This window comes from Comamonas brasiliensis (genome assembly GCF_018292285.1).
GTDB lineage: Bacteria > Pseudomonadota > Gammaproteobacteria > Burkholderiales > Burkholderiaceae_C > Comamonas > Comamonas brasiliensis.
In genome coordinates this window covers 543,265-568,870 of sequence record NZ_JAANES010000004.1, presented here as the reverse complement: position 1 = coordinate 568,870, position 25,606 = coordinate 543,265, and the positions used below count along the sequence as shown (strand labels likewise).

Here is a 25,606-nt window from a genome sequence, read left to right as displayed (position 1 = left end):
TGCTTTGACCGGGTGGCTTTGCCCCACAGCTGCCCGGCAATGCAGCGAAAACGTAAAATCAGGGGTTCCACTAGGCCGGGCGGCAGCGCCCTGAAGAACATGAACCCCATCCAAGTTGGCGTAGTCATGGGTTCCAGCAGCGACTGGGACACCATGCAACACGCAGTTGCCATCCTCCAGCAATTCGGTATCGCTTTTGAAGCCCAGGTCGTATCGGCCCACCGCATGCCGGACGACATGTTCCGCTTTGCCGAAGCCGCAGCCGACCGTGGCCTCAAGGCCATCATCGCCGGCGCCGGCGGTGCTGCCCACCTGCCCGGCATGATTGCCGCCAAGACCACCGTGCCGGTGCTCGGCGTGCCCGTGGCCAGCCGCCACCTGCAAGGCGTGGACTCGCTGCACTCCATCGTGCAGATGCCCAAGGGCGTGCCCGTGGCCACCTTTGCCATCGGCAATGCCGGTGCGGCCAATGCGGCCCTGTTTGCCGTGGCCCTGCTGGCCAATGAAGACGCCGAGCTGCGCAAGAAGCTCGAGGCCTTCCGCGCCGAGCAGACCGAAGCTGCCCGCAACATGACCCTGCCGGTGAACGCATGAGCGCCCGCGACACGCAAGTGATACTGCCGGGTGCGACCCTCGGCGTGCTGGGCGGCGGTCAGCTGGGCCGCATGTTTGCCCATGCCGCTCAGGCCATGGGCTATTTCACCGCCGTGCTGGACAAGGACGAGACCAGCCCCGCCGGTCTGGTCAGCCACCAGCATGTGCGCACCGGCTACGAAGACGCCAAGGGCCTGGCCGAGCTGGCCGGACTCTGCGCGGCCGTGACCACCGAATTCGAAAACGTGCCCGCCGGCTCGCTGAACAAGCTGGCCGAGAGCCTGCCTGTATCGCCCGCCGGCTCGGCCGTGGCGATCGCCCAGGACCGCGCCGCCGAAAAAGCCCACTTCGTGAAGTGCGGCGTGCCCTGCGCCCCCTATGCCGTGATCGAGACGGCCGAGCAGCTGGCAGCCGTCAACGACGCGCTGCTGCCCGGCATCCTCAAGACCGCGCGCATGGGCTATGACGGCAAGGGTCAGATCCGCGTCAAGACCCGCGACGAGCTGATCAAGGCCTGGGACGAGCTCAAGCAGGTGGCCTGCGTGCTCGAAAAAATGCTGCCGCTGGCGCACGAATGCTCGGTCATCGTGGCCCGTGGCCGCAATGGCGACATCGTCAACCTGCCCGTGCAGCGCAATCTGCACCGCGACGGCATTCTGGCCGTGACCGAGGTCTACGAAGGCAACGTGCCCGCCGCACAGGCAGAGCAAGCGGTAGCTGCTGCGAAATCCGTAGCTATCGGCCTCGACTACGTGGGCGTGCTCTGCGTGGAATTCTTTGTGCTGGACAACGGCCAGCTGGTGGTCAACGAGATCGCCCCGCGCCCGCACAACAGCGGCCACTACAGCCAGAACGCGATGGATGTGTCGCAGTTCGAGCTGCAGGTGCGCTGCATGACCAATCTGCCCCTGGTGCAACCGCGCCAGCACAGCGCCACCGTCATGCTCAACCTGCTGGGCGATCTGTGGTTCAAGGACGGCGAAACCGCCAAGGCTCCGGCCTGGGATCAGATCCTGGCCCTGCCAGGCGCCCACCTGCATCTGTACGGCAAGGTCGATGCCAAGCCAGCCCGCAAGATGGGCCACTTGAACATCACCGCGGCCAGTCCCGAAAAAGCGCGTGAAACCGCTTTGAAGGCGGCCGAGATCCTGGGCATTGAAGCGTTCTGATAACACCCCCTGAGCGGCTTTGCCTAGGCGGCCCCGCCGCTTCCCCCTCTCTCGCTACGCGGGAGGGGGACGACGCCCCAAGCGTAAGGGGCGGCCCTTGCTCGGCGTCCTTCGCTGATGCTCTGCAAGCGCAAAAGCACCGCACATACGGCGGCGCAGTGCATGAAAGAGGAATTGAAATGATCTTGGATGGAACGCTGGAAGCCTCGGTGCAAACCGCTGCGCTCGCCCTGCAGCAAGGCCGGCTGCTGGGCCTGCCCACCGAGACGGTCTACGGTCTGGCCGCAGACAGCGACAACGACGCCGCCGTGGCGCAGATCTTTGCCGCCAAGGGGCGCCCGGCCAACCATCCGCTGATCGTGCATGTGGCCGATGCCGCCGCCATCACCCGCTATGCCAAGGAAGTCCCGGTCTTTGCCCAGCAACTGATCGATGCGTTCTGGCCCGGCCCGCTGACCCTGATCCTGCCGCGCCTGCCGCATGCCGCCAAGGCATCGACCGGGGGCCAGGACAGCGTGGGCCTGCGCTGCCCGTCCCACCCCGTGGCCCATGCGGTGCTGCAGGCCTGCCAGCAGCTCGATCCGCCGGTCTGGGGCGTCTCTGCCCCCAGCGCCAACAAGTTCGGCCGCGTCAGCCCCACCACGGCCGAGCATGTGGCCACCGAGTTTGGCGAAGAACTGCTGGTGCTCGATGGCGGCGCCTGCGAAGTGGGCATTGAATCGACCATCGTCGACTGCACGCGGGGCGTGCCCGTGCTGCTGCGCCCCGGCGCCATCACGCGTGACGATATCGAGCGTGCCTGCGGCCTGCGACCGCTCTCGAAAGAAGAGCTGACCGCGGACACCCCACGTGCATCGGGAACGCTTTTGGCGCACTACGCGCCCAACGCCAAGGTGCGGCTCATGGATGCCGGGCAGCTGCAATCGGCGCTGGACATCCTGGGCAAGGATGGCAGGAATATTGCCATCTATCACCGCACCCCCCTCAATGTCACCACCGCCCAGTTGCTGCTGCGCCGCATGTCCGACGAGCCGCGCGACGTGGCCCGTGAGCTGTTCGGCATGCTGCGCAATTTCGACGACTGGGGCGCCAAGCTGATCTGGATCGAGACCCCGCCCGACACCGCCGACTGGGAAGGCGTGCGCGACCGCCTGCAGCGTGCGGCGGCTGCGGGCTGAGCGGCCTCTTAGCTGATTTTCAAGTAAAGATACAAATTTTTATTCGTTTTCTTTATTAGACGCCTTCTCTAACCTTGCTTGCTTCAACAGCAACTTCAAAGGTTAGAACCATGGGAACCCGTCGCGACGCGCTTGGCAAGCTTCTGTCCATCAGTGCAGCATCCCTGGGCTTGGCGGCTTGCTCGCGCTCCGACAACCAGGCCAGCAGCGAAACCACCCGCACGGCACAAAATGGCAAGGTCGTTCCCTTCAACTACCCCGACAACCCCTCTTTCGACCTGATCTATCTGGCCGACAGACTGGGCTACTTCGACGGGACCTCCACCCGCCCCAACTACGTGGGCAAGATTGCCGCCCCCCAGATCATTCCGCTGGTCGGCACGGGCGACATCCATTTCGGCTCGCGCATGGTGCCGCTGGTGATTTCGGCGATTGCGGCCGGGGCCGACATGAAGGTGATTGCCGCCGGCAGCAAGACGCTGCAGGAGGCACCGCATATGAAGTACTTCGTGCGCAAGGATTCGGGCATCCGCACGCCCAGGGATCTGGAAGGCAAGACCATAGGCTTCAACAGCTTCGGCGCCTGCGCCGAGTTTGTCTCCAAGACCTATTTCCGCGAGCACGGTGCCGATGTCAACAAGATCAACTTCCTGGTCGTTCCCGACAACCAGGGCGAGCAGGCCGTGATCGGCCGCAATGTGGATCTGGCCATCATCCACCCTCCCCATTCCGGCGGTGCCGAGGCCAACCCCGAGTTGCAGCGCCTGTGGACCGACTACGACCTGGACCGCGGCCTGGGCGGCATGGCGCCCTATAGCGTCAACGGCAAGTTTGCGCGCGAGAACCCGCAGGCCGTGCGCGATGTGGTCACCGCCATCGCCAAGGCCGGCAACTGGGTCAATGCCAACACCGACGAAGCGCGCCGCTACACGGCCGAGCGTCTCGGCATGGAGCTCAAGCATGTGGAGCGCTACGCCTATGTGGACGACCAGATCATCACCGAGCCGCCCATCCAGTACTACATCGACGTGCTGGAGCGCGAAGGCAAGCTGCAGCCGGGCAAGGTGGCGGTCAAGGATGTGTACACCAACGAGTTCAACCCCTTTGCCAAGGGAGCCGCGACATGAGCACTGCCCTGGACGAGTCCGGCTCCGCCATCAAGATCCGGGCACGCGATGTGCGCATGGATTTCGCCATTGCCGACGAGCGTGGCCGCAAGCAGCAGATCGCCGCCCTGCAGGACTTCAATCTCGATATCCGTGAAGGCGAGTTCTTCACCCTCCTCGGCCCTTCAGGCTGCGGCAAGTCCACGTTTCTCAATGTGCTGGCCGGGCTGGCGCGCAAGACCGGCGGCAGCATCAGCATCGACGGCCAGCCGGCCAGCGGCATCAACCGCGAGCAGGGCGTGGTGTTCCAGGGCTATGCGCTGTTTCCGTGGCGTACCGTGCTTCAGAACATCGAGGTCGGGCTGGAGATCCGCAAGATTCCCAAACGCGAGCGCCGGGAGACTGCCGAGCAGTTTCTGCATCTGGTGGGCCTCAGCGGCTTCGGCCAGCGCTACCCGCACGAACTCTCGGGCGGGATGCGTCAGCGCGTGGCCATCGCCCGCTCCCTGGCGTATTCGCCCAGCCTTCTGCTGATGGACGAGCCGTTTGCCGCCCTCGATGCCCAGACACGCGAAATCCTGCAGTCCGAGCTGCTGCGCATCTGGGAGCAGCACAAGACCACCATCGTCTTCATCACCCACAGCCTCGATGAAGCCATCTATCTGTCGGATCGCATCGCCGTCATGACGCACCGACCCGGTCGCATCAAATCCGTGCTGGACATAGCGCTGCCGCGTCCGCGCCCCGCCGAGATACGCCATGCCCCGGCCTTTGTGCAACTGCGTGAACAGGCCTGGGATGTGCTGCGCGACGAAGTCGCCTTTGCCAGCGGCCACCGCCAGCAACCGCTGGCACCGCTGCTGCCCACCGCCCCTGATTTCAGCCTGGCCTTGCGAGGATTTGCCATATGAGCCAACTGGCCGCATCCCCATCCCGGCGCCCCGCCAATCCGGTGTCGCTGCTTTCCTCCCGGCAACTCGGGCTCCGATGGCTGGAGCGCTCGGCCTGCGTACTGCTGTTCTTTGCCATCTGGGAATTCCTGCCCCGTGCGGGACTGGTCAATTCGGCCTTTCTCAGCCCGCCATCTGCGGTTCTGGCGGCCATCGTCCAGCTGGCACAGACCGGCCAGCTTGGCAAGCATGTGGCGGCCAGCCTGCAACGCTCTCTGGCAGGCCTGATTCTGGCCGTCGTGGCAGGCGTGGCGCTGGGGCTGCTGATGGGCGTGGTGCGCCGCTTCGAAGCCTTTGTAGACCCCTTGCTGCAGCTGTTCCGCCAGGTCTCGGCACTGGCGCTGTTCCCGGTCTTTCTGCTGTTCTTCGGCATCGGCGAAGCCTCCAAGATCGCCATCATCTTCTGGGCGGCCTTCTGGCCGGTGCTGCTCAACACCATCAGCGGCGTCAAGCAGGTGGAAAAGCTGCTGATCCATTCGGCGCTGTCCATGGGGGCCTCGCGCGGCTTCATCTTCTTCAAGGTCATCCTGCCGGCGGCGGCACCGTCCATCTTCACCGGCATCCGACTGGCAGGCGCCTATTCGATCACCGCGCTGGTCGCCGCCGAGATGATCGGCTCGCATGCGGGCCTGGGCTTTCTCACGCTGAACTCTCAGGAGATCTTCCAGATCCCCAGCATGTACGCCGGCATCGTGCTGCTGGCCGTTCTGGGCCTGGCCCTCAACTATGGGCTGGCCTTGCTCGAAAAGCGCCTGACGCGCTGGCGCAGCGGACTGGAGTTTCATGAGTAGCGCCGCGCAATCCTGGCGGCGATTGGTCCTGGCCGGCACCGCGCTGGCAGCCGCGGCCGCTGGCGCTGGCGTGCTGTGGCCGGCACTGCCGGATCTCGGCGGCACGGAGGCTGCAGGCCCGGTGCTGCAACAGGCTCGGCGCCAGGGCGTGCTCCATGTGGCCCTGCGCAGCTACGCACGCCCTGCCCTGCCCGGCGAAGCCTTGCCGCCAGAGCCCGATGTCTACGACCAGGCCCTGGCGGACTGGCTGGGCCGGCAACTGGGCACCAGCGTCAGAATCACCCCCGCAAGCGATGCCGACCTGGTGCTCGAAGGCGTGGCGCCGCAGGACGGCCCGGCCGCTGCCGATCGACAGACCGGTGGCAGCTATATGCCGCAGAGCCTGCAACTGCTGGTGCTCAAGCAGCAGGCCTCCCTCTGGAGCCGCCATGCCCCCGGTCACTGGAGCTCCTGGCTGCCGCATGTGGCGCAGAAGGCCGCCCCCAGACCCACGGCCTGCGTCGCCACGGGTCAGGCCTCTGCCAGCACCTTGCAGGCCCAGGGCCTAGAGCCTCTTTTCGCGCCCTCCAGCATTCATGCAGTCAGCGATTTCCTGGCCGGCAAATGCCATGTTCTGGCCGAGTCGCCAGAGGTCATCACGCGCCTGCTGCAACAGGACAACTGGCGCTTCTACACCCGTCTGGGCAACCGCTTTCGCACCACGGATCAGGCCCATATCCGTCTGGCCAGGGCCGATGCGCAGTCCACCCGCTGGCTGCAGCACGCCGTCCAGCAATGGCAACGCAGCGGTCTGCAGCAACGCGCGCAGGACAACCGCGTCAGCACGATTGCGCTGGAAGCTTCCTTGCTGGAAGACGGAGCCATCTGCCACTGACCTCCCGCCTCTTTTCCGCTCTCCACCTTCTTCACCATGTTCTCCAGCCACTTCAACGATGTACTCGGCACTCTGGAAAAAACTGCCGTCGCACGCGACCGCCAGGGCGGCCATGCGGCAGCGGAAAAAGCCTTGCTGCGCGATGCCGGCCTGCTGCGCCTGGCGATCCCCCGCGAACATGGCGGCGATGCGCTGAGCTGGCCCGACATCTACCGCCATGTCCGGGCCCTGGCCGCCGTCGACAGCGCCCTGGCCCATGTGCTGGCGTTTCACCAGCTCCAGGTCGCCACCGTGCTGATCTATGGCTCGCGCCAGCAGCAGCGCCTCTGGCTGCGCCGCACCATCGACGAAAACGGCTGGTGGGGCAACGCGCTGAACCCGCGCGACACGCGCCTGCAGGCCCTGCCCCGCAGCTCGGAGCTGACCGGCGGTTATGTGCTCGACGGTCTGAAAGGCTTTTGCTCGGGCACACGCGGCTCTCACTACCTGACGGTATCGGCCAGCGTGGCAGGCCATGCGCAGCCCGTTCTGGGCCTGCTTGAGACCGCTTCGCCCGGCATTGCCGTCAAGGACGACTGGAACCCCATGGGCCAGCGTCAGACCGACAGCGGCTCGGTGCAGTTCAATCGCGTCCAGCTTCCAGCCAGCGCCGTCATGCGCGACGAGAATGCCGAGGTCACGGCCTTTCATACGCTGCGCAACTGCCTAGCGCAGCTGGTGCTGGTCAATCTGTTTGTCGGCGTGGCCCAGGGCGCGCGCCGGCAGGCACGCGACTACGCGCGCGAACATGGCCGGCCCTGGCTGGGCTCGGCGGTGGAACGCGCCACCGACGACCCCTATCTGCTGCGCCGTATGGGCGAGATGCAGGCCCAGATTTCGGGTGCTGCCCTGATGGCCGACCACGGCGCAGAGCTGCTGCAAAAAGCCTGGGAGCGCGGCCCTGGGCTGAGCGCGGCGGAACGCGCCGAGGTCGCCATCGCCGTCTTCGAAGCCAAGGTCATGGCACATCGCTGCACCCTTTTCGCCACCCAGGAAATGTTCGATGTGGTGGGTTCACGCGGCACCCATGCCGACCTCGGCTTCGACCGTTTCTGGCGCAATGTTCGCACCCATACCCTGCACGATCCGCTGGACTACAAGCTCCAGGCGCTGGGCCGCTGGGCCGTGCATGGCGAAGAGCCTTCGGCCCAGCACTACAACTGAAGCCGCAGCCAAAAAGAAAAATCCGGGACCAGCCCGGATTTTTTGTGTCGGCCGCGCAGCCTCAGAAGCGGTAGCCTATGGCCATGGAAAACACATCGGGATTGAGCCTGACGCTGATGCTCTGGCCCGAAGACAGGTGGATCTTGGTCTTCAGAAAGCTCTTGGAGTAGGACGCATCCACAAACCAGCGCTCATTGAACTGGTAGACAAAGCCCAGCTGGGCCAGTGCACCGAACTTGTCGTCGAGTTCAGCCGTGGTCGGATTGGCCAGCGTGCCGCCGCTCAGACCGTTGAGCGTGGCCGTGGTCTTTTCGCCATAGAAATGGGCATAGGTCACGCCGGCTCCCACATAGGGGCGAAACGCGGCCTTGGCCTCGTTGAAGCGGTACTGCAGCATCAGCGTGGCCGGTATCGCCTTGGTGCTGCCCAGCTTGCCCACACCGGCAATCGCGCCAGCTCCCGACAGGTCATGCTTGAAGGGCGTGGCCAGAGGCACGTCCAGCGCCAGATTGTCGGTCACCATATAGGTGATACCGCCACCCAGCTGGGTGTTGCTGCCCGCGTCGACCTTGGTGTTGGGAAAGGATGGTGCCGACAGATTGCCGCTGCTCACATCGGGCGATAGATGGGTGATGCCCACACGTGCCGACCAGGTGCCCGCAGATTGGGCGCTGGCCAAACCGCAGGCCGTCAGGGCCAGAACGGCGGCAGAAATCCGCATATGTTTCTTCATTGTTGTCTCTCCTGATTCTTGCTGCGGATGGGCTTAGAGCCAGCCGGCCTGTGCCAGCGAACGCGACACCAGCTGACCCATCTGCTGGTAGCCGTAAGGGGTGGGGTGGAAGCTGTTGGCGAAGACATAGCTCTTCCACCAGTCGGGGCTGGTTTCGCCCTGAGGAATGTTGGCGGCCAGCTTGTCGGCACTGCAGGCGGACAGCTCGTCGGTACCGATCTTGGAGCAGGCCGCCACCGTGGCATTGGTGAAGTTGTAGGCCGCAGGGTTGGAGATCTGGCTCTTGAACTCGGTGTAGAAGTCGACCACGGCAATGCGGCTGTCATTGCCTGCAGCGGTCTTCAGGGTGGCGTTGAACGCGCTCACCCAGCCGTCCAGCAGGGCTTCGGCCTGCTTGGAGGCGGCCGTGCCCTGGGCCTGGGCGATCTGGGCCAGCACGGTGGTGAACTTGGGGGTCATCTGGATGGCCGGGATGTTCAGCACGGCGATGCGCGTGGCGCCCTTGGCCAGCAGATCCGTCTGCATGCTGGTCGCCAGGTTCTGGGCCAGCGTCTGCATGTACAGGCCGCCGGCCTTGACGATACCGTCCGAGCCCTGGGACAGCAGGGCCGTCAGCGTTGCCGTATCGATCTTGGAAGCCAGGAAGGCCTGCAGGTACTTCTGCGCCGCCTGCGCCTTGGCGCCATCGGCAGGCGAACCCGTCACGGCATAGGTTCCGGCAGCCGACTGATAGGTCAGCACGGCCGTGATCAGCGCGGCTGCGTCATTGGCGCCGCCATCGATGAGGATCAGGTCGTTGGAGGAAACACCGGCCGCGCCCGCATCCTTGATCTGCTGCAGCACGGAGATGGGCGAGTTCACCACCTGGCCGGAGGCATCGACATAGTTGATCTGCGCGCCGCCGATGGCGTAGTTGGTGCAGCCCGCATTGGCGGTCACAAACGTGGTCTGGCTGGTGGGCTTGTAATGCGCGCACAGCGACGTGCTGTAGAGATCGGCAATGCGCTCGGGCCAGACCAGATAGGGCTTGCCGGTCGTCGGATCGTTGCCCTGCACGGTGAACTTGTAGCCGAAGGTGCCGCTGTCCGAGAGGCTGTCGCCCATGACCTTGACCGAGGTGACCTTGGCCTTGGGGGTGGTGTCGGCACCGCCTCCGCCGCCGCAGGCCGCCAGCAGGCCCACCGTTGCCATTGCAGCCGCCAAGAGTTTGAGTTTGCTTGCCAAGATGATGTTCTCCTGAGGTGTTGTGAATCGCACGGTCGTGCTTTTTTCCTCAGCGTCATCCTAGCGACACTCATCCCCGCGTTGTTATCGGGCAATTACCGATGGTCGGACAAAAATCCAACGCCCAATAAGCGGGTCATCAGGCTGTCACGCAACAAAAAAAACCGGACCTTGGTCCGGTTTGTCGAGGCTGGCAAAGGGCGGCGAGCGGCCGCCACCGGCCCGCTACTGGGCCGCCGTCCAGTCCACCAGTGCATCCCAGGCCGTGCGCGCCGCGGCGGCATTGGCATGGTTGGCCATGGCCACCAGCACATAGCGCTGGCCGCTGGCACCGTCGACATAGCCGGCCAGTGCCGCCGAGTCGCGCAGGCTGCCGGTCTTGAGGTGGGCCGCGCCCGCAAACCGGCTCTTGCTGCGGCGCAGCGTGCCGTCCACGCCGACGATGGGCATGGAGGAGACGAACTCGGGCATCACGGGAGAGACCCAGGCGTTCTGCAGCATCTGCCCCAGTCCGCTGGCCGTGATGCTGGCATTGCGGCTCAGGCCTGCGCCGTTGTCCACCACAGGCTGCTCGGCATTGCCCCAGCGCGCGGCCCACCACTGGGCCAGCGACTGCCGTGCGGAGTCGAAGCTGGCCACGCCGGTGCGCTGCATGCCCAGGGTGAGCAGCACATGCTGGGCCATGATGTTGTTGCTGTACTTGTTGATGTCGCGCACCACTTCGGACAGTGCCGGAGACTCCAGCTGGAACGCCGGCTGCAGGCCCTGGGGCACGCTGCCGTCGCGCACGGCGCCGGTGAGCTTGCCGCCCAGCTCGCGCCACATGCCTTCTATGGCCTTGGCCGCAAAGCGCTCGGGCTGCGCCGGTGCGATGGACCAGCTCTTGTCGCCGCAACTTGCCGGATAGCTGCCGTTGAAGGCGATGCGCTGCGGATTGTTCATGTCCAGCTGCATCTTGCTGCGCCAGTCGCCGCAATCAGAATTAGGAGCAGCCAGCTCAACTGTCTGCTGGTTTTCCATACCAAACATTGGTGGATCGTATTGAATACGGGCGATACCAGCTCCTGTATCGGGAGCAATATTCAGCGCCACGGCCTTGTAGTTGATCAGCAGCGCATCGGGCGAGGCGTTGTAGGGCCGCCAGGGCTCGTTGTCGAAGACCGCCGCATCATGCGCGGGCAGCTGAAAGGCGCTGCGGTCCAGCACGATATCGCCCACGATGACCTTGACGCCCATGCCTTGCAGGCGGCGCAGCATCAGCCACAGACGCTCCAGCACCAGCTTGGGGTCGCCCTGGCCCTGGATGTAGAGGTTGCCGCGCAAGGCGCCGTCGACCACCGGGCCGCCCAGGTAGACGGGCGTGCGCCAGACATAGGCCGGGCCCAGCTGGTCGAGTGCCGCATAAGTGGTGACCAGCTTCATGACCGAGGCCGGATTCATGGCCTGGTGCGTGCGCCAGGCCAGGTTCGGTGGCGATCTGCCATCCACATTCATCACCAGCAGCGATACGGCATCGCGCGGAATCTTGGCGCGTTGCAGCGCCGCGTCCACGGCGGCGGGAATGCGGGTGTCGGCAGGCAGGGACTGCGCCAGCGCGGGCTGGGTCAGCAGCGCCAGCAGCGATGCGCCCAGCGCGCTCAGGGTCTTGCGAAGAAAGAAGGGGGTCTGCAGCATGGGGCCAGAGTCTACGCCGGGCTACGCCCATGCCGGGCATTGGCAGCGCCCGCGGCAAGCTGGCGGCGGGCGTCCGATAATGCAGGGCTACGCTGCCCTCTCCTGCAGCCCAGTGCAGCCCAGTGCAGCCCTTATTGCGCTCCAGCCCGCCTGCGGCTGACGCCCCGCCGAACATGAATCTTCTCGCCATCGACACCAGTACCGATACCTTGTTTGTTGCCGTCCAGCGTGGCGATGCCATCTGGCAGCACAGCGGTCCGGGCGCTCAGCAGTCGTCGGCCCAGTTGCTGCCGGCCATCCGCCAGCTCATGAAGGAGGCCGGGCTGAGCTTTGCGCAGCTGGACGCGATTGCCTTCGGGCGCGGTCCTGGCTCCTTCACGGGCCTGCGCACGGCCTGCGCCATCACCCAGGGTCTGGCGTTTGCCGCCAAGGTTCCCGTGCTGCCCGTGGACTCGCTGCTCACCGTGGCCGAAGAGGCACGTCATCTGCATGGCTGCACCGAGGTGGAGGCCGTGCTCGACGCGCGCATGCACGAGGTCTATCACGCCGCGTTCCGCTATGTGGACGGCCAGTGGATCGAGCCCGAGGACTTCGGTCTGTGCGCCCCTGAGGCTTTGCAGGCTGCAGCCGGCCATGCCGTGGCGGGCAATGCCCAGCCCGTCTACCCCGAGCTGCTGGCACCCGCCGCTCGCCATGTGCACGCCATGCCCACGGCCACCGCCATGCTGCGTCTGGCTCCGGCACTGTTGGCAAAAGGCTGCGCGGTGCCGGCCGAAGAGGCGCTGCCACGCTATATCCGCGATAAAGTGGCAAAAACCACGGCCGAACGCGAAGCCGAGAAGGCCGCCGCTGCCGCTGTCTCCGACGCCGCCTCCCGATAAGCACCTCATGACCTTGCCCAGCAGCTCCACACTCGCCACCGACGCCAGCACCCAGGATGCGGCATCCCTGGTGCATTTCGAGCCGCTGTCCGCACTCTGGCTGGACACCTTGCTCCCGATCGAGGAGCAGGCCTATGCCCACCCATGGACGCGCGGCAACTTCCAGGATGCCATGGTGGCCGGCTACCAGATACAGCTGCTGGTCGATGCCGATCACCAGTTGCTGGGCTACTTTGTCGCCATGCAGGCGCTGGACGAGGTGCATTTGCTCAATATCACGGTCAATCCGGCCTGCCAGCGCCAGGGCTGGGCGCGCGTGCTGCTCGACGCGCTGGCACTTTGGTCGCGGCAGCAGAATGCCCAATGGATCTGGCTGGAAGTGCGCGAAAGCAATGCCCGCGCCCGCGAGGTCTATTTCAGGCACGGCTTTGCCGAAGTCGGTCTGCGCAAGAACTACTACCCCAACCCCAACGGCCCGCGCGAACATGCGGTGCTCATGAGTCTGAAACTATGGCCCTGAACCTGGACGCCCGCCAGCGGGCCATGCTGGAAGCCATGGGCATCACCGTCTGGTTGCCCGAGCCCGTGGAACCCGTGGCAGTGGCTGCAGTCACTGCAGTCGCCGCCGCACCGTCGCCGGTCGCCGAGCCCCTGCCCGTCGCGGCACCGGCAATGCGCGTGGCGCCGCCGGCCCCCGTAAGCCCGCCCGTAAGCCCACCCGTGGCGCAGGCCGCCGCGCCCGTAGCCGAGGCAGCGCCGGCACCGGTTCAGCCGCCCGCCCAGCCGACCAGACCCGCCAGTCCACCGCCTCAGAATCTGTCCGGCCACCGGGCGCACGAACCGCGTCAGTTCGTGCAGCAACCCGCCGCCGGCCCGGCCGGCGAGCCTGGCCTGGGCTGGACCATAAGCCCGGCCCAGCTGGTCTACCCCCATGCGCCTCAGCATGTGCAAAGCGCCGAGCAAGGCGGCTGGCTGATCCTGCTGGAGCCTGCCGCCAACCCGCCCCTGCTGAGCCCGGCGCAAAGGCCTGCGGCCGACTGCGCCCAGACGGCGCTGCAGGGCGATGCCGCCAAGCTGCTGGACAATATGCTGCGCGCCCTCGGATTGCAGGAAAAGCCGCGCGTCTTCAGCGCTGCACTGCACCGCGCGCCGCCCGATGCCGATCTCAGCCATGCCCAGGCACTGCAACCCGCGCTGGAAACGCTGCTGCGCGAGCTGCGCCCTGACTGCGTGCTGGTTCTGGGCCTGGCCAGTGCACGCGCTGTGCTGGGCCGCCATGATGCGCTGGGCCGGCTACGGGCCGAACCGCACCATATTGCGGGCGTGCCCACGGTGGTGACCTACGACCCCAACTATCTGCTGCGTGCGCCGCAGGCCAAGGCCGGAGCCTGGGCCGACCTGGTGCAGGCCGACGCCTTTACCAAGGGGCTGTGACAGGCGGGCGACAAGCCCCGCTTACCCACTCTCCCAACTATGACGCAGGCGACATGCTGCAGTGCAACGTAGCATAATCACTGGCTTCGAATTATTGAAAGACATCCGTGGAAACCTACCCTAGTTGGTAGCTTTCAGCTCCCGGTGAAGACTGTGGGGGTTGAAAGCGCCCTGATCCCTGCAGAACCTCAAGAACAACCGGGAGTGAGCTGATGCTCAACATCTTTACGCTGGCCAATGGTCGACTCGTTCAGGAAGAAATCGAGTCCCTGGCAGACCTCGAACGCTTTCGCCCCATCTGGGTCGACCTGGAGTCGCCCACCCTCGAAGAAAAGCGCTGGATCAAGCAGCACTACGAACTGTCCATCCCCGAAGACGCGATGGACGAGGACATCGAGGAGTCGGCCCGCTTCTACGAGGAAGACAACGGCGAGCTGCATATTCGCAGCGACTTTCTGATCGACGATGACGAAGACCCCCGCTCGGTGCGCGTGGCCTTCATCCTCAACCAGCACAATGCCGCGCTGCGCAGCCACGGCGTGCTGTTTTCGATTCACGACGAGGATGTGCCGGTCTTTCGCCTGCTGCGCATGCGCGCGCGTCGCGCACCAGGCCTGATCGACGCAGCCGAGGACGTGCTGCTCAAGCTGTTTGACGCCGATGCCGAATACTCGGCCGATACGCTGGAGCGCATTTACGACGACCTGGAAAAAGCCAGCAAGATGGTGCTGTCCGGCGATGTGACCGACGAGATGGCCAAGGAAGTGCTGGGCGCGATCGCCCGCCAGGAAGACTTGAACGGCCGCATCCGCCGCAACGTCATGGATACGCGCCGCGCCGTGAGCTTTCTGATGCGCTCCAAGATGCTCAACGCCGAGCAGTTCGAGGAAGCGCGCCAGATCCTGCGCGACATCGAGTCGCTGGACAGCCACACGGCCTTTCTGTTCGACAAGATCAACTTCCTGATGGATGCCACGGTCGGTTTCATCAACATCAACCAGAACAAGATCATCAAGATCTTCTCGGTGGCCAGCGTGGCCCTGCTGCCGCCCACGCTGATTGCCAGCGTCTACGGCATGAACTTCAAGTTCATGCCCGAGCTGGACTGGGAATTCGGCTACGGCTATGTGGTGCTGCTGATGATTCTGAGCGCCGTCGGCCCCATGCTGTATTTCCGCAAGCGCGGCTGGCTGAAATAGCCCCTGTGGCGCTGTGCGCCTTCCCCCGAGGGGAACGACAGCTTTGCTGGGGCAGCCCTTTGCGGGGACAGCCCTTGCTCCGTGCCTGCTCAGATACGCTGCACCAGGTCCAAGGCATTACTGATCAAAAAAGGGAGCTGCTAACGCCTGATCAATGGTCATTTCAGACTCAAAAGATGCTGAAACCCATAAAAAAGGAGCACCAGGCGCTCCTTTTTTTGCATGTGCATCACGATGACTGCGCTTGGGCACCGCGCTCGCGCACCCAGAGCACGATGCCGCAGAGCATCACGATCACCTGCGTGCCGATCAGCGCTGAAAAGCCCGCGAAGAATCCAGCAGCCACGCCGCCGCGTGTCGACAGCGCACCTATCACCGCACCCATGATGGCCGGCATGAAGCCCGCGACCAGACTGCCCGCACCGTTGACCACGCCATAGGCGCTGGCCACATGCTCGGGCCGCGCGCAATGCTGCACGGTGCTCGGAATGGCCGGGCTCATCAGTCCCCAGCAGAAGTTGGCGGCAATCAGGCAGTAGGCCGCCGCATAGCGGTCTTCCATATGGATGGCCAGCCACACGGCGATCGCCACGCCGAGGCTGCCGAAGACAAAGATCAGCGGCACCTGGCGGCGTGCGATGCGATCGATGATCATGCCGCCCACGAAGACCGCAGCCACGCTCGCGTATTGCGGCAGCGAAGCCAGCCAACCCATCTCGCGCATGGAAAAGCCGCGCGACTCCTTGAGATAGGCGGGCAGCCAGTTGCTGCTGCCCCAGAGATAGGACAGAAAGGCCGCCGTGAGAATGGTGATCAGCCACAGATAGCGCGTGTGCATGGCACCGCGCACGATCTGGCCGACCTGGCCCACGGCCTCGCCCACCGACTGGGGCTTGGGCATGCCGGTCTCCACCTTGGGCATGCGCACAAAGGCCCAGACCAGCGGAACGCCCAGAAGCACGTTGATCAGGCCCAGCACATGGAACGAGGTCTCCCAGTTGTGGCCCACGACCAGGTAGCCGACGAAGGGGTAGCCCACCGCCAGGCCCAGCCCGGTGCCCATATTGACCAGGGAGTTGGGCTTGCCGTTCTCGCGGCTCTCGAAATGCGCCTTGATGTAGCTGCCTGCCAGCGAGAACAGCGGCCCCTCGGAGACGCCCAGCAGAATGCGCGATGCCAGCAGCAGCCCGTAGCTGTTCATGGCCGGCGACAGAAAGGTCACCACACCCCACAGCAGCAAACCGGCAAACAGGCTGCGGCGCACGCCGAACAGCGCCGCGCAGAATGGCGTGAGCACAAAGGACGAAACACCGTAGCCGACCATGAAGGCCGTGGCCAGCAGGCCCTGGCGCGTTCGGTCGTCAGGGGTGAGGCCGATGTGCGACAGAAAGTCGTGATCGGTGATGAGGACCGAGATATTGATCCGGTCCACGTAGGAAATGGCGACGATCACGAACAGCGTGACCACGCCCCACCAGCGCAACGAGCGTGAGTCTTTCATGATAGGAGTCCGGCTAGCGTTGAGAGAGAGAAAAGCCGGGACCGGCACCCGCCGGCCCCGCCAGGGCGCACGTCCTGGCGGGCGCGCGGTGGGGCAGCCGTGCTGCCGCCGAAACCCCGGGGCCGGCCCATGCCGGCCCGACGGGGCAGGATCAGAAGAAGTGGCGGATGCCCAGTTCCAGGCCGTTGGAGTTGCCGCCCGGCGTGGTGCCGGGAGCGCTCAGCCCCTGCACGCCGATGGACTTCGCCGCCGAGCCCTTGTTCTTCAGGAAGGCATAAGTGCCGTAGACCTGGGTGCGCTTGGAGAGGTTGTAGCCATAGCCCACGCTGATCTTGTTCCAGTCGGCATTGCTGCCGGACAGGTTGTAGTGGCCGAAGGAGGCACGGGCCTCGCCATTGCCCAGGGGAGCGGTCACGCCCAGCTGCACGGCCGTGATCTTGGTGCCGCCGCGCTTTTCCGAGGCCCACAGCAGCATAGGCTTGGCGACCCCGAAGTCGTAGGACAGGCCGACATTGTTCGCCGTCAGATTGGTGGCGCTGGTGTTGCCGTAGAGCCGGCCCGTGGCCAGCGCGCCGTTGAACGCCCCCTGGCGGTAACCCAGGCGCAGGCCGCGATAGTCGCCCTCGCGCTTGTTGGGTGCGCCGCTGGGCTGCTCGCCGAATGCCAGCTGGGCCTGGCCGTAGAAGCCGCCCAGGTTCTGGGGCAGGAAATAGCTCACGGCATTGCTGATCTGTATGGGAGCGCCGCCGGTCGAGGGAACGCCCGGAATGCCCAGCATGGTGAAGGCACCGGTGCCGCCCACGCCGTTGGTCAGGAAGGGATCGAAGATCAGCGTGTTCAGAAAGGTCGCCGAATCGTCGCGCCCAAGGCGCACCTCGCCCCAGTTGCCCATCAGGCTGACGGTGGAGCGGCGGTTGAAGTTCAGGCCGCCGCCCGTGGCCTTGCCCGCGCCGCTGTCCACGTCCAGGCCGGCCTCGAGCCAGAAGCCCGCCTTCAGGCCGCCGCCCAGATCCTCGGTGCCGCGAAAGCCCAGACGGCTGATGTTGGCGCCGCCTGTGGAAATGCCGGTCTTGGAGGCTCCCGAGCCGCCCAGATGGGCCACGCCGACGTCGACGACGCCGAAAAGCTCGACCTTGGACTGCGCAAAAGCCGCGCCGGGCAAAGACGCCAGGCAGGCTAGCGCCACGCCGAGAGCCGGCGTATGGATGGATTTCATGGTTGGTCTCCTCTAGGGGTGGGGGGTTGTCTTCAGTTGCTAGCCCAGGGCCTCACTCGTCAATTCAGCATGGTCCAGCCAAGGGACGCCGAGGAAGGGCCCGGGCCGGCTGCGCAGCCCCGCACCGAGGGTGTCGCCCCCCTCTCCCGCAAAGCGGATATAGAGCGGGGGAAGGCGCGAAGCGACTCAGGAGGTGTCATATATCGAGGACCAGGCGCTCGCTCTTGCAGCCGGAGACGCAGACCATCATGACCTTGTTGGCGGCGCGCTCCTTCGGGCTGAGCACCGAGTCGCGGTGGTCGGGCACACCTTCCAGCACGCGGGTCTCGCAGGAGCCGCAGACGCCTTCGCAGCAGCTGTGGTCCACATCGACACCGGCGTCCAGCAGCGTGTCCAGCAAGGACTTGTCGGGTGTGATCTCGATGAAGCGACCGCTGCGCTTGAGCTCTACCGTGTAGTTGCTGCGCGCATCGGACGACGCCTTGACTTCCACCGGCGTGAAGCGCTCGATATGGGCGTTGGCATGGCCGAGCTCGGAGCAGAACTTCTCGAAGGCGTCGAGCATGGGCGTCGGGCCGCAGGAATAGTGGTGCAGGCCCGCGTCGGGGGCGCGCTGCGCCAGCAATGCCCGCAGGTCGGGCGGGCCGCCCGCTTCCGCATCGAAGTGCAGATGCAGCGGCATGCCCAGGGCCTGCAGCTCGGCCAGAAAGGCCGCGCTCTTGCGCTCGCGCGCAAAGTACAACATCTCGAACGAATGCCCCAGGGCCTTGAGCCGGCGTGCCATGCACAGCATGGGCGTGATGCCGATGCCGCCGGCCACCAGCACCGAATGCGTCGCCGCCTCGTCGAGCGCGAAGTGGTTGCGCGGCTCGGAGATGGTGATGGGCATGCCCACGCGCAGCGACTCGTGCACGCAGCGCGAGCCGCCGCGGCTGGCGCGGTCGCGCAGCACGCCGACCACGTAGCGGTGGCGCTCGCTGCTGTCGTTGGACAGGGAATAGCTGCGCACCAGCCCGTTGGGCAGGTGCAGGTCGATATGCGAGCCGGCCGTGAAGGCAGGGAACTCGCCGCCATCGACCGGGCGCAGTTCCACGCTGATGGTGTCCTGGGCCTCGAAGCGCAGCGTGTGCACAAAGGCCTGCAAGCTGTTGCTCATGATGCGATGCCTTCGTCGATCTGTTCCTGGGCCTGGCGACGCAGATGGCGGCGCAGGCGCACCAGGCCGATGTCATGCTGGTAGAGGTTCTCGCGCTCGTTGGCGTCGGCTTCCATCTGCTCCATCATGATGCGGTCCTGCTCCAGCACGGCCCAGTGGCGTGCCTCGAGGCGGTTGCGGTAGAGGAAGCGCCAGGTGTCGCGCATCCAGCCCTGCACCTTGCGCGCACGCCAGAAGAACACGGCACACAGGTCGGCGCTGATGGGCGTGACGCAGGCGACGATGGCAAAGTTGCCGCCGGGGCCGCCGGTCTTGGGATAGGGAATCTCCAGGCGCATCCACTGCGCGCCGGTTTCGCCGTATTCGGTCCAGTCGAAGTTCACGCCGCGCTGGCCGACCTTCTCGAACACAAAGCCGTGATCGGTGTCACGCACCTGGAAGCTGGCCTTGCTGTCGCCCTCGGCCATGGAGTGCGACTGCTTGTGCAGGAAGGTGCCGTGCATGGGGTCCATGACGTTGTCCAGCGCATAGCGGTAGTCGCTGCGCCACTCGGCATAGCACAGGAAGTTCGAGTACTCGGGCGAGCTCAGTTCCTCGGGCAGGCTGAAATCGGGAGCCTCGTCCACATGCTTGTCGCTGTTGTAGAGGAAGATCGCGCCGTGCATCTCGCGCACATGGAAGGCCAGCGCAGCACGCGAGCCTTCGAGCTTGCAGCCGGGGCTGCCGGGCACCTTGGTCACCGTGCCGTCGCAGCGCACTTCCACGCCGTGGTAGGGACAGGCCAGGCGGTCGCCCAGGATCACGCCCTGGGACAGCGGCGCGCCGCGATGCGGGCAATGGTCTTCCAGCGCATGGACCTGACCGGCAGCATCGCGCCACAGCGCGATCTTGCGGCCGAAGCGGCGCAGCGAGACGGGCTCGGTCTTGACGAAATCCGAAGGGCAGACCGCATACCAGAGGTTCTTCAGACCCGTATTGAGCAGACGGTCCACCGGATCGATGGTGATGGTTTGTACGTTCATGGGGTGCTCCTGTCCTGTTCTGTCTCAATAGCCCAGACGGGCCATCAGCGCCTGAAAGCTGTCTTCCGTCCAGGGTTCGCCGTTCTCGCCGGCGGGGCCGCTGCGGTTGATGTAGGCCACCAGCTCGGGCAGCGTCTGCACGCCCTCGCCAAAGGCACGCTCAATGGAGTCGCCCAGCAGGTCCTCAAACAGGGTGGAGGCGCGCTCGCGCGCCTGATGCGGCTCGAGATATCGATCAGCGGCCATGGTTCTCTCCTTCGAAAACTGTCTTGAATCGTGGTTCTGCTTCATCGCCCTGAGCGCCGCCCCACACCGAGGGTGTCGCCCTCCTTGGGGGCGCCGTGCAACGGGAAGGCGCGAAGCGACTCAGGGGGTTGGTCATTTAGTCGGCCCGGATATCCAGGTCCTTGATGAGCTTGCCGAAGCGGTTGTAGTCGGCAGCATTGGTCTTTTCCAGACGTGCCGGCTCGCCGCCCGCAGGCAGGGCGCCGAAGGCCGCCATCTTGGCGACCACGTCCGGCATCCTCAGAATTTCATTGAGATGGGTGTTCAGCAGCTTGACGGTCTCGGGCTTCATGCCCTTGGGACCGAACAGGCCTTGCCAGGCCGACACTTCCACATCCTTGACGCCCTGCTCGGCCAGCGTGGGCACATTCGGGGCCAGCGGGCTGCGCTGGGCATCGGCCACGGCCAGCACATTGACCTTGCCGCCTGCGTAGGGCGCGATGGGGCCCCAGGTCATGAAGGTCGTGGGTACATGTCCGCCGATCAGATCGTTGACTGCGGGCGCCACGCCCTTGTAGGGAATGTGGGACAGCTTGGTACCTGCGGCCTTGTTGAACATCTCGCCCAGGATATGCATGGGCGAGCCGCTGCCGGGGCTGGCATAAGTCAGGCCGTCGCGCTTGCCCTGGCTCGCCAGGGTCTTGATGTCCTTGATGCCCGAGCCCTGGCTGGCGGCCACGAACATGGGCTGCACGCTGGTCTGCACGATGGGCGTGAAGCCGCCGAGCACGTCGTAGCTCGAACCCGCGTTGGTCTTGAGCACGAACTGGGCGATGGCAAAGGTATTGGGCGCCAGCAGCAAGGTGTAGCCGTCGGGTGCGGCCTTGGCCACATGCACGGTGCCGATGGTGCCGCTGGCACCGGGCCGGTTGTCCACCACCACGGGCTGACCCAGTCGCTGGCCCAGCTTCTCGGCATACAGGCGCGCCATGGCATCGGTATCGCCGCCGGCCGGATAGGCCACGACGATGGTGATGGGCTTGCTCGGATAGGCTTGCGCCAGCGCGGAACCGGACATCTGGGCTGCAGCCAGCAATGCAGCAGCGATAACTACCTGGCGACGAATGTTTTTCATGAAATAGCCCGTGGGGTTGTGGTTAAGCCTCTAGCCAGCCAGAGGATCTGGAGAATTCGCTCACATCAGAGACACCGAGCAAGGGCCGCCCCGCAGCGAGGGTGTTGTCCCCCTCCCGCGAAGCGAGAGAGGGGGAAGGCGCAAAGCGACTCAGAGGGTGTTTCATTTCTTGTCTGTCAGGAACTTGCCGTCGGCGGCGCCCACGCCCTTTTGGCGCCGCGTATTGCCGTCCAGGCCGCCGTCGATGGCCCACTCGGCGAACACCGTCGGGCCGGGCTCGAACTCGCGCGGCTGCCAGTCGGCCGTGAGCTGGTCCTCGTCGGCGTAGTACTCGACCAGGGCACCGGCCGGGTTCTTGAAGTACCAGAAATAGGCCGAGGACACGGGGTGACGGCCCGGGCCGAGCTGGGTATCCCAGCCGCAGCGCGAGATATGCATGCCGCCGCCGAAGACCTCGTGGATGTCGCGCACGGTGAAGGCCACGTGGTTCAGGCCGGCGTGCTTGTCGGGGCGCTGCAGCAAAAAGATGTCGTGGTGGCCGCCGTCGGGCGCGGTGCGCAGGAAAGCGCCGCGCTCGGGGTAGCGGTCTGAGGCCGCGAAGCCGAAGTTCTCCACATAGAAGCGCTCGCAGGCCTGCACATCCTTGACGAAGAACACCACATGACCGACCTCGATGGGCTGGGCGCGCTCGTAGGCCGGGCTGGCCTGATTGATACGGCCCTTGCGGTCCCAGGTGTTGTACTCGGCGCTTTGCATCTGCACATCGCGCTTTTGCGTGAGCTGCAGGCGCACGGCCAGGCCGTTGGGGTCGGTGCAGCCGATACGGCCATTGCCCTGGACGAAGCCTGGAAGCGCGCGGATGCGATCTGCATACAAAGCCAGGTCGGCTTCGCTTTCCATTCCCCAGACCACTTCGCGCAGCGTGGGGCCGGCTTCGATGGCGGGCGGCAGATCGGGGTGATTGGTGGCGGCCACGATCACGCGGCAGCCGTTGAGTGTCTCGAACACCAGCCGCTCGGCCTGCTCCTCGGCCAGGCTCAGGCCCCAGTCGAGGAAGAACTGACGGCAGGCCGCCAGGTCGTCGGCGCCGTAGCTGATTTCGTCAATGCCCAGTACGCTCATGATTTTTCCTTAGTTGGCCCAGGCCAGGGGCGATGCGTTCAAACCCCAGTACATGCTTTTCTGCTCCATGTACTGCTGTATTCCCAGCCGCCCCTTCTCGCGGCCCAGGCCGCTGTCGCGCCAACCACCGAAGGGCGTGGAGATGGAGAACTGCTTGTAGGTGTTGATCCACACGGTGCCGGCCTGGACCGCGCGGCCGATGCGCCAGGCGGCCTTGTAGTCGCGCGTCCAGATGCCGGCGGCCAGTGCGTAGACGCTGTCGTTGGCCTGCTCCAGCAGCGCCTCTTCGTCGTCGAAGGGCATGGCCACGAGCACGGGGCCAAAGATCTCCTGCTGGCAGATCTGGTCGTTGTTGGTCACACCTTCAAGGATGGTCGGGCGGTAGTAGTAGCCGCGCTCGTACAGCGCGCCCTCGGGGCGGTGACCTCCGGTGCGCAGCTGACCGCCTTCGGACAGGCCCAGCTGCACATAGCTCTCGATGGATTCGCGGTGCTTGGCGGTGATCAGCGGGCCCATCTGGGTGCGCTCGTCTGCCGGATCGCCCACGCGCAAGGCGGCGGCCTTCGCTGTGAGGCGTTCCATGAAGTCGCCGTAGAGCTTCCTCGCCACGAACAGGCGCGAACCGGCGATGCAGGACTCGCCCGAGGAGCTGAAGATGCCGTAGAGCACGCCGTTGACGGCGTGGTCGAGGTCGGCATCCTCCAGCACCATGGTGGCCGACTTGCCGCCCAGCTCCAGCGAGACGGGCATCATCTTGTCGGCCGCGATGCGGGCGATGTGCTTGCCGGTGGAAGTGCCGCCCGTGAAGGACACGCGCTTGACCAGCGGGTGCTTGGTGATGGCGTCGCCGATCACCGAGCCGCGGCCGGGCAGCACGCTGACGATGCCCTTGGGCACGCCGGCTTCTTCGCAGATCCTGGCCAGCTCCAGCGCCAGCAGCGGCGTGGCTTCGGCGGGCTTGACGACCACGGCATTGCCGGCCGCCAGCGCCGGGGCGAGCTTCTGCGCCTCGCTGGCGATGGGCGAGTTCCACGGCGTGATGGCCGCGACCACGCCCATGGGCTCGTAGACGCTCATGGTCATGAAGTCGCCACGCGAGGGCGTGATGGTCTCCTCCATGGTCTCGCAGGCCGCCGCGAAGAACTGGAAGGTGCTGGCGGCGCTGGCCACCAGGGCGCGCGTCTCGCTGATGGGCTTGCCGTTGTCCAGGCGCTGCAGCTGGGCCAGCGGCTCGGCACGCTCGCGGATCAGCAGCGCGATGCGGTAGAGCACGGCGGCGCGCTCATGGGGCTTTTTCTGGGCCCAGCCGCTGGTGCGGAAGGCATGGTCAGCCTTCTCTATGGCCTCCTGCACATCGGCCAGGCTGGGGGCACGCAGGCGGCCCACCACCTCGCCGGTCGCGGGGTAGAGCGTGGCGGACTCGTCGCCGCCGCCAAGACGCCATTCGCCGCCGATATTGATGGGGAGCAGTTCTAGGTTCGACATCGTGAAGCTCTTTCGTTCTTGCTGGTCGTGCTGGCTCACTGGCCCTTGGTGGTGGCCGGGATCTGGTCCAGCTTGTTCACCGGAGGGCCCGAGAACGTGGTCTTGAAGCTGCCGATGGCGCGCATGTCGATCTCGAGCAGGAAGGGGCCCTTCTTGCCCCAGGCGCCTTCCAGCACCGCAGGCAGCTCCTCGAGATCGCTGATACGGGCATGGGGCAGCTTGATGGACGCGCACAGCTGGGCGTAGTCGGGGGTGTGCAGCTCCACATAGCAGCGGCGGCCGCCGTAGGACGCATCCTGGATGTTCTGGATCACGCCATAGCGCTGGTCGTTCATCAGCACGATCATGGTGTCGCACTCCTCCTGCACCAGGGTGGCGAGCTCGCCCAGGTTCAGGATGAAGCCGCCGTCGCCGGCCAGGCCCAGGGTCTTGCGGCCCGAGCCGCTTTCGGCCGCGCCAATGGCCGCACCGATGGCCATGGGCATGCCCATGCCGATGCCGCCGCCCGTGGCGTGCACACCCGCGTTGGACTCGAAGAAGCGCAGCTCGCGGTTGCCCCAGGTGCTGTTGGAGACAGTCACGTCACGCACCCAGTTGAAGTTGCGGCCCACGGCCTGCTGCAGCTGCTGCACCAGGGCGCTGTACGGGCCCAGGCCGTCGCGCATGGTGGCCACGACTTCGTCGTGCACCTGGCGCAGGTCGGCCAGCAGCTCGGGATCAGCCTTGTAACCGCGCGCTTCCAGGCGGTCGGCCAGACCGTTCAGGGCCAGGGCCGAGTCGCCGCAGACAAAGCCGTCATCCATATAGCAGCGGCCTTGCTGGGCGGCGTCCACATCGATGCGCAGCAGCGGGCGCGGCAGCTTGAGTTCGTACTTCAGGGTTTCGTTGCTGCGCAGGCGCGTGCCCACGGCCAGCATGGCGTCGCAGCGCTGGTAGAAGGCCTCGACGGGCTTCTGGATGTTGTAGGCGCCCAGGGATGCGGGGTCGTCCTCGGGCACGATGCCGCGGCCCTGGCCGGTGCTCACGATGCCGAAGCCCAGGGCCTTCAGACGCTGCACCGCAGCGCCGGCATGGCGGGCGCCGCCGCCCAGCCACAGCAGCGGGCGCCTGGCCTTGGCCAGTTGCTCGGCCAGTGCATCGAGCGCGGCCTCGCTGGGAGCCAGCACCGCCACCGGCAGGGGGGACAGATCGGCCGGCATGTCTATCAGCGCCTGCTGGATGTCGATCGGGATCTCCACGCTGACCGGGCCCGTGGGGGCGGTCATCGCGGTCTGCACTGCGGCCTTGAGCGTGGACAGGCAGGTCTCTGCGCTCAGCACGCGGAAGGCAGCCTTGGAGACGGACTTCAGCATGGTCAGCTGGTCCGGCGCCTCATGGATATAGGACAGCTTCTTGTCCAGATACTGGGTCTCGATCTGACCCGTGATGTGCAGCAGCGGCGTGCCGGCCGTATAGGCTTCCACCAGGCTGCCGGCGATATTGCCCGAAGCCGGGCCGGTGCTGGTGATGCACACGCCCAGGCTGGAGGTGGAGCGCGCGCAGGCGTCGGCCATATTGCCTGCGCCGGCCTCGCCGCGTGCCATCACGAAGCGCACCTTGCCGCGAGCAAACATCGCGTCGAGGATGGGCATATTGTGGATGGAGATCACCCCGAAGGCGGCCTTCACGTCGCAATGCTCGAGGAATTCGGCAACGACGGCGCCGACGGTGATTTGGTTTGCGGTGGATGTCATG

At 65.6% G+C, this 25,606-nt stretch carries 24 protein-coding genes; 12 read left to right on the top strand and 12 right to left on the bottom strand.

The window, feature by feature from the left end:
* The first annotated feature begins 99 nt into the window (after window positions 1-99).
* The 8 genes from purE (at window position 100) to DJFAAGMI_RS19035 (ending at window position 7,865) form a co-directional block, all read left to right on the top strand.
* On the top strand, window positions 100-594 hold the full coding sequence (gene purE / locus DJFAAGMI_RS19070) for a 5-(carboxyamino)imidazole ribonucleotide mutase (protein WP_003072555.1): 495 nt from the start codon (window positions 100-102) through the stop codon (window positions 592-594).
* On the top strand, window positions 591-1,763 hold the full coding sequence (locus DJFAAGMI_RS19065) for a 5-(carboxyamino)imidazole ribonucleotide synthase (protein WP_211458345.1): 1,173 nt from the start codon (window positions 591-593) through the stop codon (window positions 1,761-1,763). Before purE ends, DJFAAGMI_RS19065 begins: the two co-directional genes overlap by 4 nt.
* 179 nt (window positions 1,764-1,942) lie before the next feature.
* Window positions 1,943-2,941, top strand: a complete 999-nt coding sequence (locus DJFAAGMI_RS19060; RefSeq protein WP_211458343.1) for an L-threonylcarbamoyladenylate synthase — start codon at window positions 1,943-1,945, stop codon at window positions 2,939-2,941.
* Window positions 2,942-3,051: 110 nt separating this feature from the next.
* Entirely contained in the window at window positions 3,052-4,068 is a 1,017-nt protein-coding gene (locus DJFAAGMI_RS19055) for an ABC transporter substrate-binding protein (RefSeq protein WP_003072550.1), read from the top strand.
* Complete coding sequence (locus tag DJFAAGMI_RS19050) at window positions 4,065-4,958, top strand: ABC transporter ATP-binding protein (RefSeq protein ID WP_211458341.1); 894 nt, start codon at window positions 4,065-4,067, stop codon at window positions 4,956-4,958. The genes DJFAAGMI_RS19055 and DJFAAGMI_RS19050 overlap by 4 nt, the downstream gene beginning before the upstream one ends.
* Entirely contained in the window at window positions 4,955-5,788 is an 834-nt protein-coding gene (locus DJFAAGMI_RS19045) for an ABC transporter permease (RefSeq protein ID WP_211458339.1), read from the top strand. Before DJFAAGMI_RS19050 ends, DJFAAGMI_RS19045 begins: the two co-directional genes overlap by 4 nt.
* Window positions 5,781-6,662, top strand: a complete 882-nt coding sequence (locus DJFAAGMI_RS19040) for a type 2 periplasmic-binding domain-containing protein (protein WP_211458337.1) — start codon at window positions 5,781-5,783, stop codon at window positions 6,660-6,662. The genes DJFAAGMI_RS19045 and DJFAAGMI_RS19040 overlap by 8 nt, the downstream gene beginning before the upstream one ends.
* A gap of 36 nt (window positions 6,663-6,698) precedes the next feature.
* Window positions 6,699-7,865, top strand: a complete 1,167-nt coding sequence (locus tag DJFAAGMI_RS19035; RefSeq protein WP_211458336.1) for an acyl-CoA dehydrogenase family protein — start codon at window positions 6,699-6,701, stop codon at window positions 7,863-7,865.
* A 61-nt stretch (window positions 7,866-7,926) separates the two neighbouring features.
* Here the strand turns inward: DJFAAGMI_RS19035 and DJFAAGMI_RS19030 are convergent, their stop codons facing one another.
* The 3 genes from DJFAAGMI_RS19030 to dacB form a co-directional block, all read right to left on the bottom strand.
* Window positions 7,927-8,598 (bottom strand): OmpW/AlkL family protein, encoded by a 672-nt coding sequence (locus DJFAAGMI_RS19030; protein ID WP_043006603.1) that lies wholly within the window; start codon window positions 8,596-8,598, stop codon window positions 7,927-7,929.
* 33 nt (window positions 8,599-8,631) lie between these two features.
* On the bottom strand, window positions 8,632-9,822 hold the full coding sequence (locus tag DJFAAGMI_RS19025) for an SGNH/GDSL hydrolase family protein (protein ID WP_043006601.1): 1,191 nt from the start codon (window positions 9,820-9,822) through the stop codon (window positions 8,632-8,634).
* A gap of 225 nt (window positions 9,823-10,047) precedes the next feature.
* Window positions 10,048-11,496: a D-alanyl-D-alanine carboxypeptidase/D-alanyl-D-alanine endopeptidase gene (gene dacB / locus DJFAAGMI_RS19020; protein WP_211458335.1), complete on the bottom strand. Its 1,449-nt coding sequence runs from the start codon at window positions 11,494-11,496 to the stop codon at window positions 10,048-10,050.
* Window positions 11,497-11,669: 173 nt separating this feature from the next.
* Between dacB and tsaB the strand changes: the two genes are divergently transcribed.
* From tsaB to corA, 4 genes are all read left to right on the top strand, one after another.
* On the top strand, window positions 11,670-12,377 hold the full coding sequence (gene tsaB / locus DJFAAGMI_RS19015; protein WP_211458334.1) for a tRNA (adenosine(37)-N6)-threonylcarbamoyltransferase complex dimerization subunit type 1 TsaB: 708 nt from the start codon (window positions 11,670-11,672) through the stop codon (window positions 12,375-12,377).
* 7 nt (window positions 12,378-12,384) lie between these two features.
* Window positions 12,385-12,897 (top strand): ribosomal protein S18-alanine N-acetyltransferase, encoded by a 513-nt coding sequence (rimI, locus tag DJFAAGMI_RS19010; RefSeq protein ID WP_211458333.1) that lies wholly within the window; start codon window positions 12,385-12,387, stop codon window positions 12,895-12,897.
* Window positions 12,888-13,811, top strand: coding sequence for a uracil-DNA glycosylase family protein (locus DJFAAGMI_RS19005; protein WP_211458332.1), 924 nt, complete (start codon window positions 12,888-12,890; stop codon window positions 13,809-13,811). The genes rimI and DJFAAGMI_RS19005 overlap by 10 nt, the downstream gene beginning before the upstream one ends.
* A gap of 212 nt (window positions 13,812-14,023) precedes the next feature.
* Complete coding sequence (gene corA, locus DJFAAGMI_RS19000; protein ID WP_167008106.1) at window positions 14,024-15,010, top strand: magnesium/cobalt transporter CorA; 987 nt, start codon at window positions 14,024-14,026, stop codon at window positions 15,008-15,010.
* Window positions 15,011-15,239: 229 nt separating this feature from the next.
* On the opposite strand, the gene DJFAAGMI_RS18995 is transcribed toward corA, so the two are convergent.
* The 9 genes from DJFAAGMI_RS18995 to DJFAAGMI_RS18955 all read right to left on the bottom strand — a co-directional run bounded on the left by DJFAAGMI_RS18995 (window position 15,240) and on the right by DJFAAGMI_RS18955 (window position 25,605).
* On the bottom strand, window positions 15,240-16,511 hold the full coding sequence (locus DJFAAGMI_RS18995; protein ID WP_211458330.1) for an MFS transporter: 1,272 nt from the start codon (window positions 16,509-16,511) through the stop codon (window positions 15,240-15,242).
* A gap of 151 nt (window positions 16,512-16,662) precedes the next feature.
* Complete coding sequence (locus DJFAAGMI_RS18990) at window positions 16,663-17,727, bottom strand: porin (protein WP_211458328.1); 1,065 nt, start codon at window positions 17,725-17,727, stop codon at window positions 16,663-16,665.
* 196 nt (window positions 17,728-17,923) lie between these two features.
* A complete protein-coding gene (locus DJFAAGMI_RS18985; protein ID WP_211458326.1) occupies window positions 17,924-18,883 on the bottom strand; it encodes a PDR/VanB family oxidoreductase in 960 nt (319 codons plus the stop codon).
* The gene (locus DJFAAGMI_RS18980) at window positions 18,880-19,905 is read right to left on the bottom strand and encodes an aromatic ring-hydroxylating oxygenase subunit alpha (RefSeq protein ID WP_019044145.1); all 1,026 of its coding nucleotides are present in this window, start codon (window positions 19,903-19,905) and stop codon (window positions 18,880-18,882) included. Before DJFAAGMI_RS18980 ends, DJFAAGMI_RS18985 begins: the two co-directional genes overlap by 4 nt.
* Before the next feature lie 24 nt (window positions 19,906-19,929).
* Window positions 19,930-20,151: a recombinase-like helix-turn-helix domain-containing protein gene (locus DJFAAGMI_RS18975; protein WP_003060438.1), complete on the bottom strand. Its 222-nt coding sequence runs from the start codon at window positions 20,149-20,151 to the stop codon at window positions 19,930-19,932.
* Window positions 20,152-20,287: 136 nt separating this feature from the next.
* Window positions 20,288-21,265 carry a Bug family tripartite tricarboxylate transporter substrate binding protein gene (locus tag DJFAAGMI_RS18970; RefSeq protein WP_043004673.1) on the bottom strand — a complete coding sequence of 326 codons (978 nt, stop codon included), beginning with the start codon at window positions 21,263-21,265 and terminating at the stop codon, window positions 20,288-20,290.
* A 162-nt stretch (window positions 21,266-21,427) separates the two neighbouring features.
* Window positions 21,428-22,387 (bottom strand): VOC family protein, encoded by a 960-nt coding sequence (locus DJFAAGMI_RS18965; protein WP_211458324.1) that lies wholly within the window; start codon window positions 22,385-22,387, stop codon window positions 21,428-21,430.
* A 9-nt stretch (window positions 22,388-22,396) separates the two neighbouring features.
* Window positions 22,397-23,872: an aldehyde dehydrogenase gene (locus DJFAAGMI_RS18960; protein WP_211458322.1), complete on the bottom strand. Its 1,476-nt coding sequence runs from the start codon at window positions 23,870-23,872 to the stop codon at window positions 22,397-22,399.
* A 35-nt stretch (window positions 23,873-23,907) separates the two neighbouring features.
* On the bottom strand, window positions 23,908-25,605 hold the full coding sequence (locus tag DJFAAGMI_RS18955) for a thiamine pyrophosphate-binding protein (RefSeq protein WP_211458321.1): 1,698 nt from the start codon (window positions 25,603-25,605) through the stop codon (window positions 23,908-23,910).
* Window position 25,606: the final 1 nt, after the last annotated feature.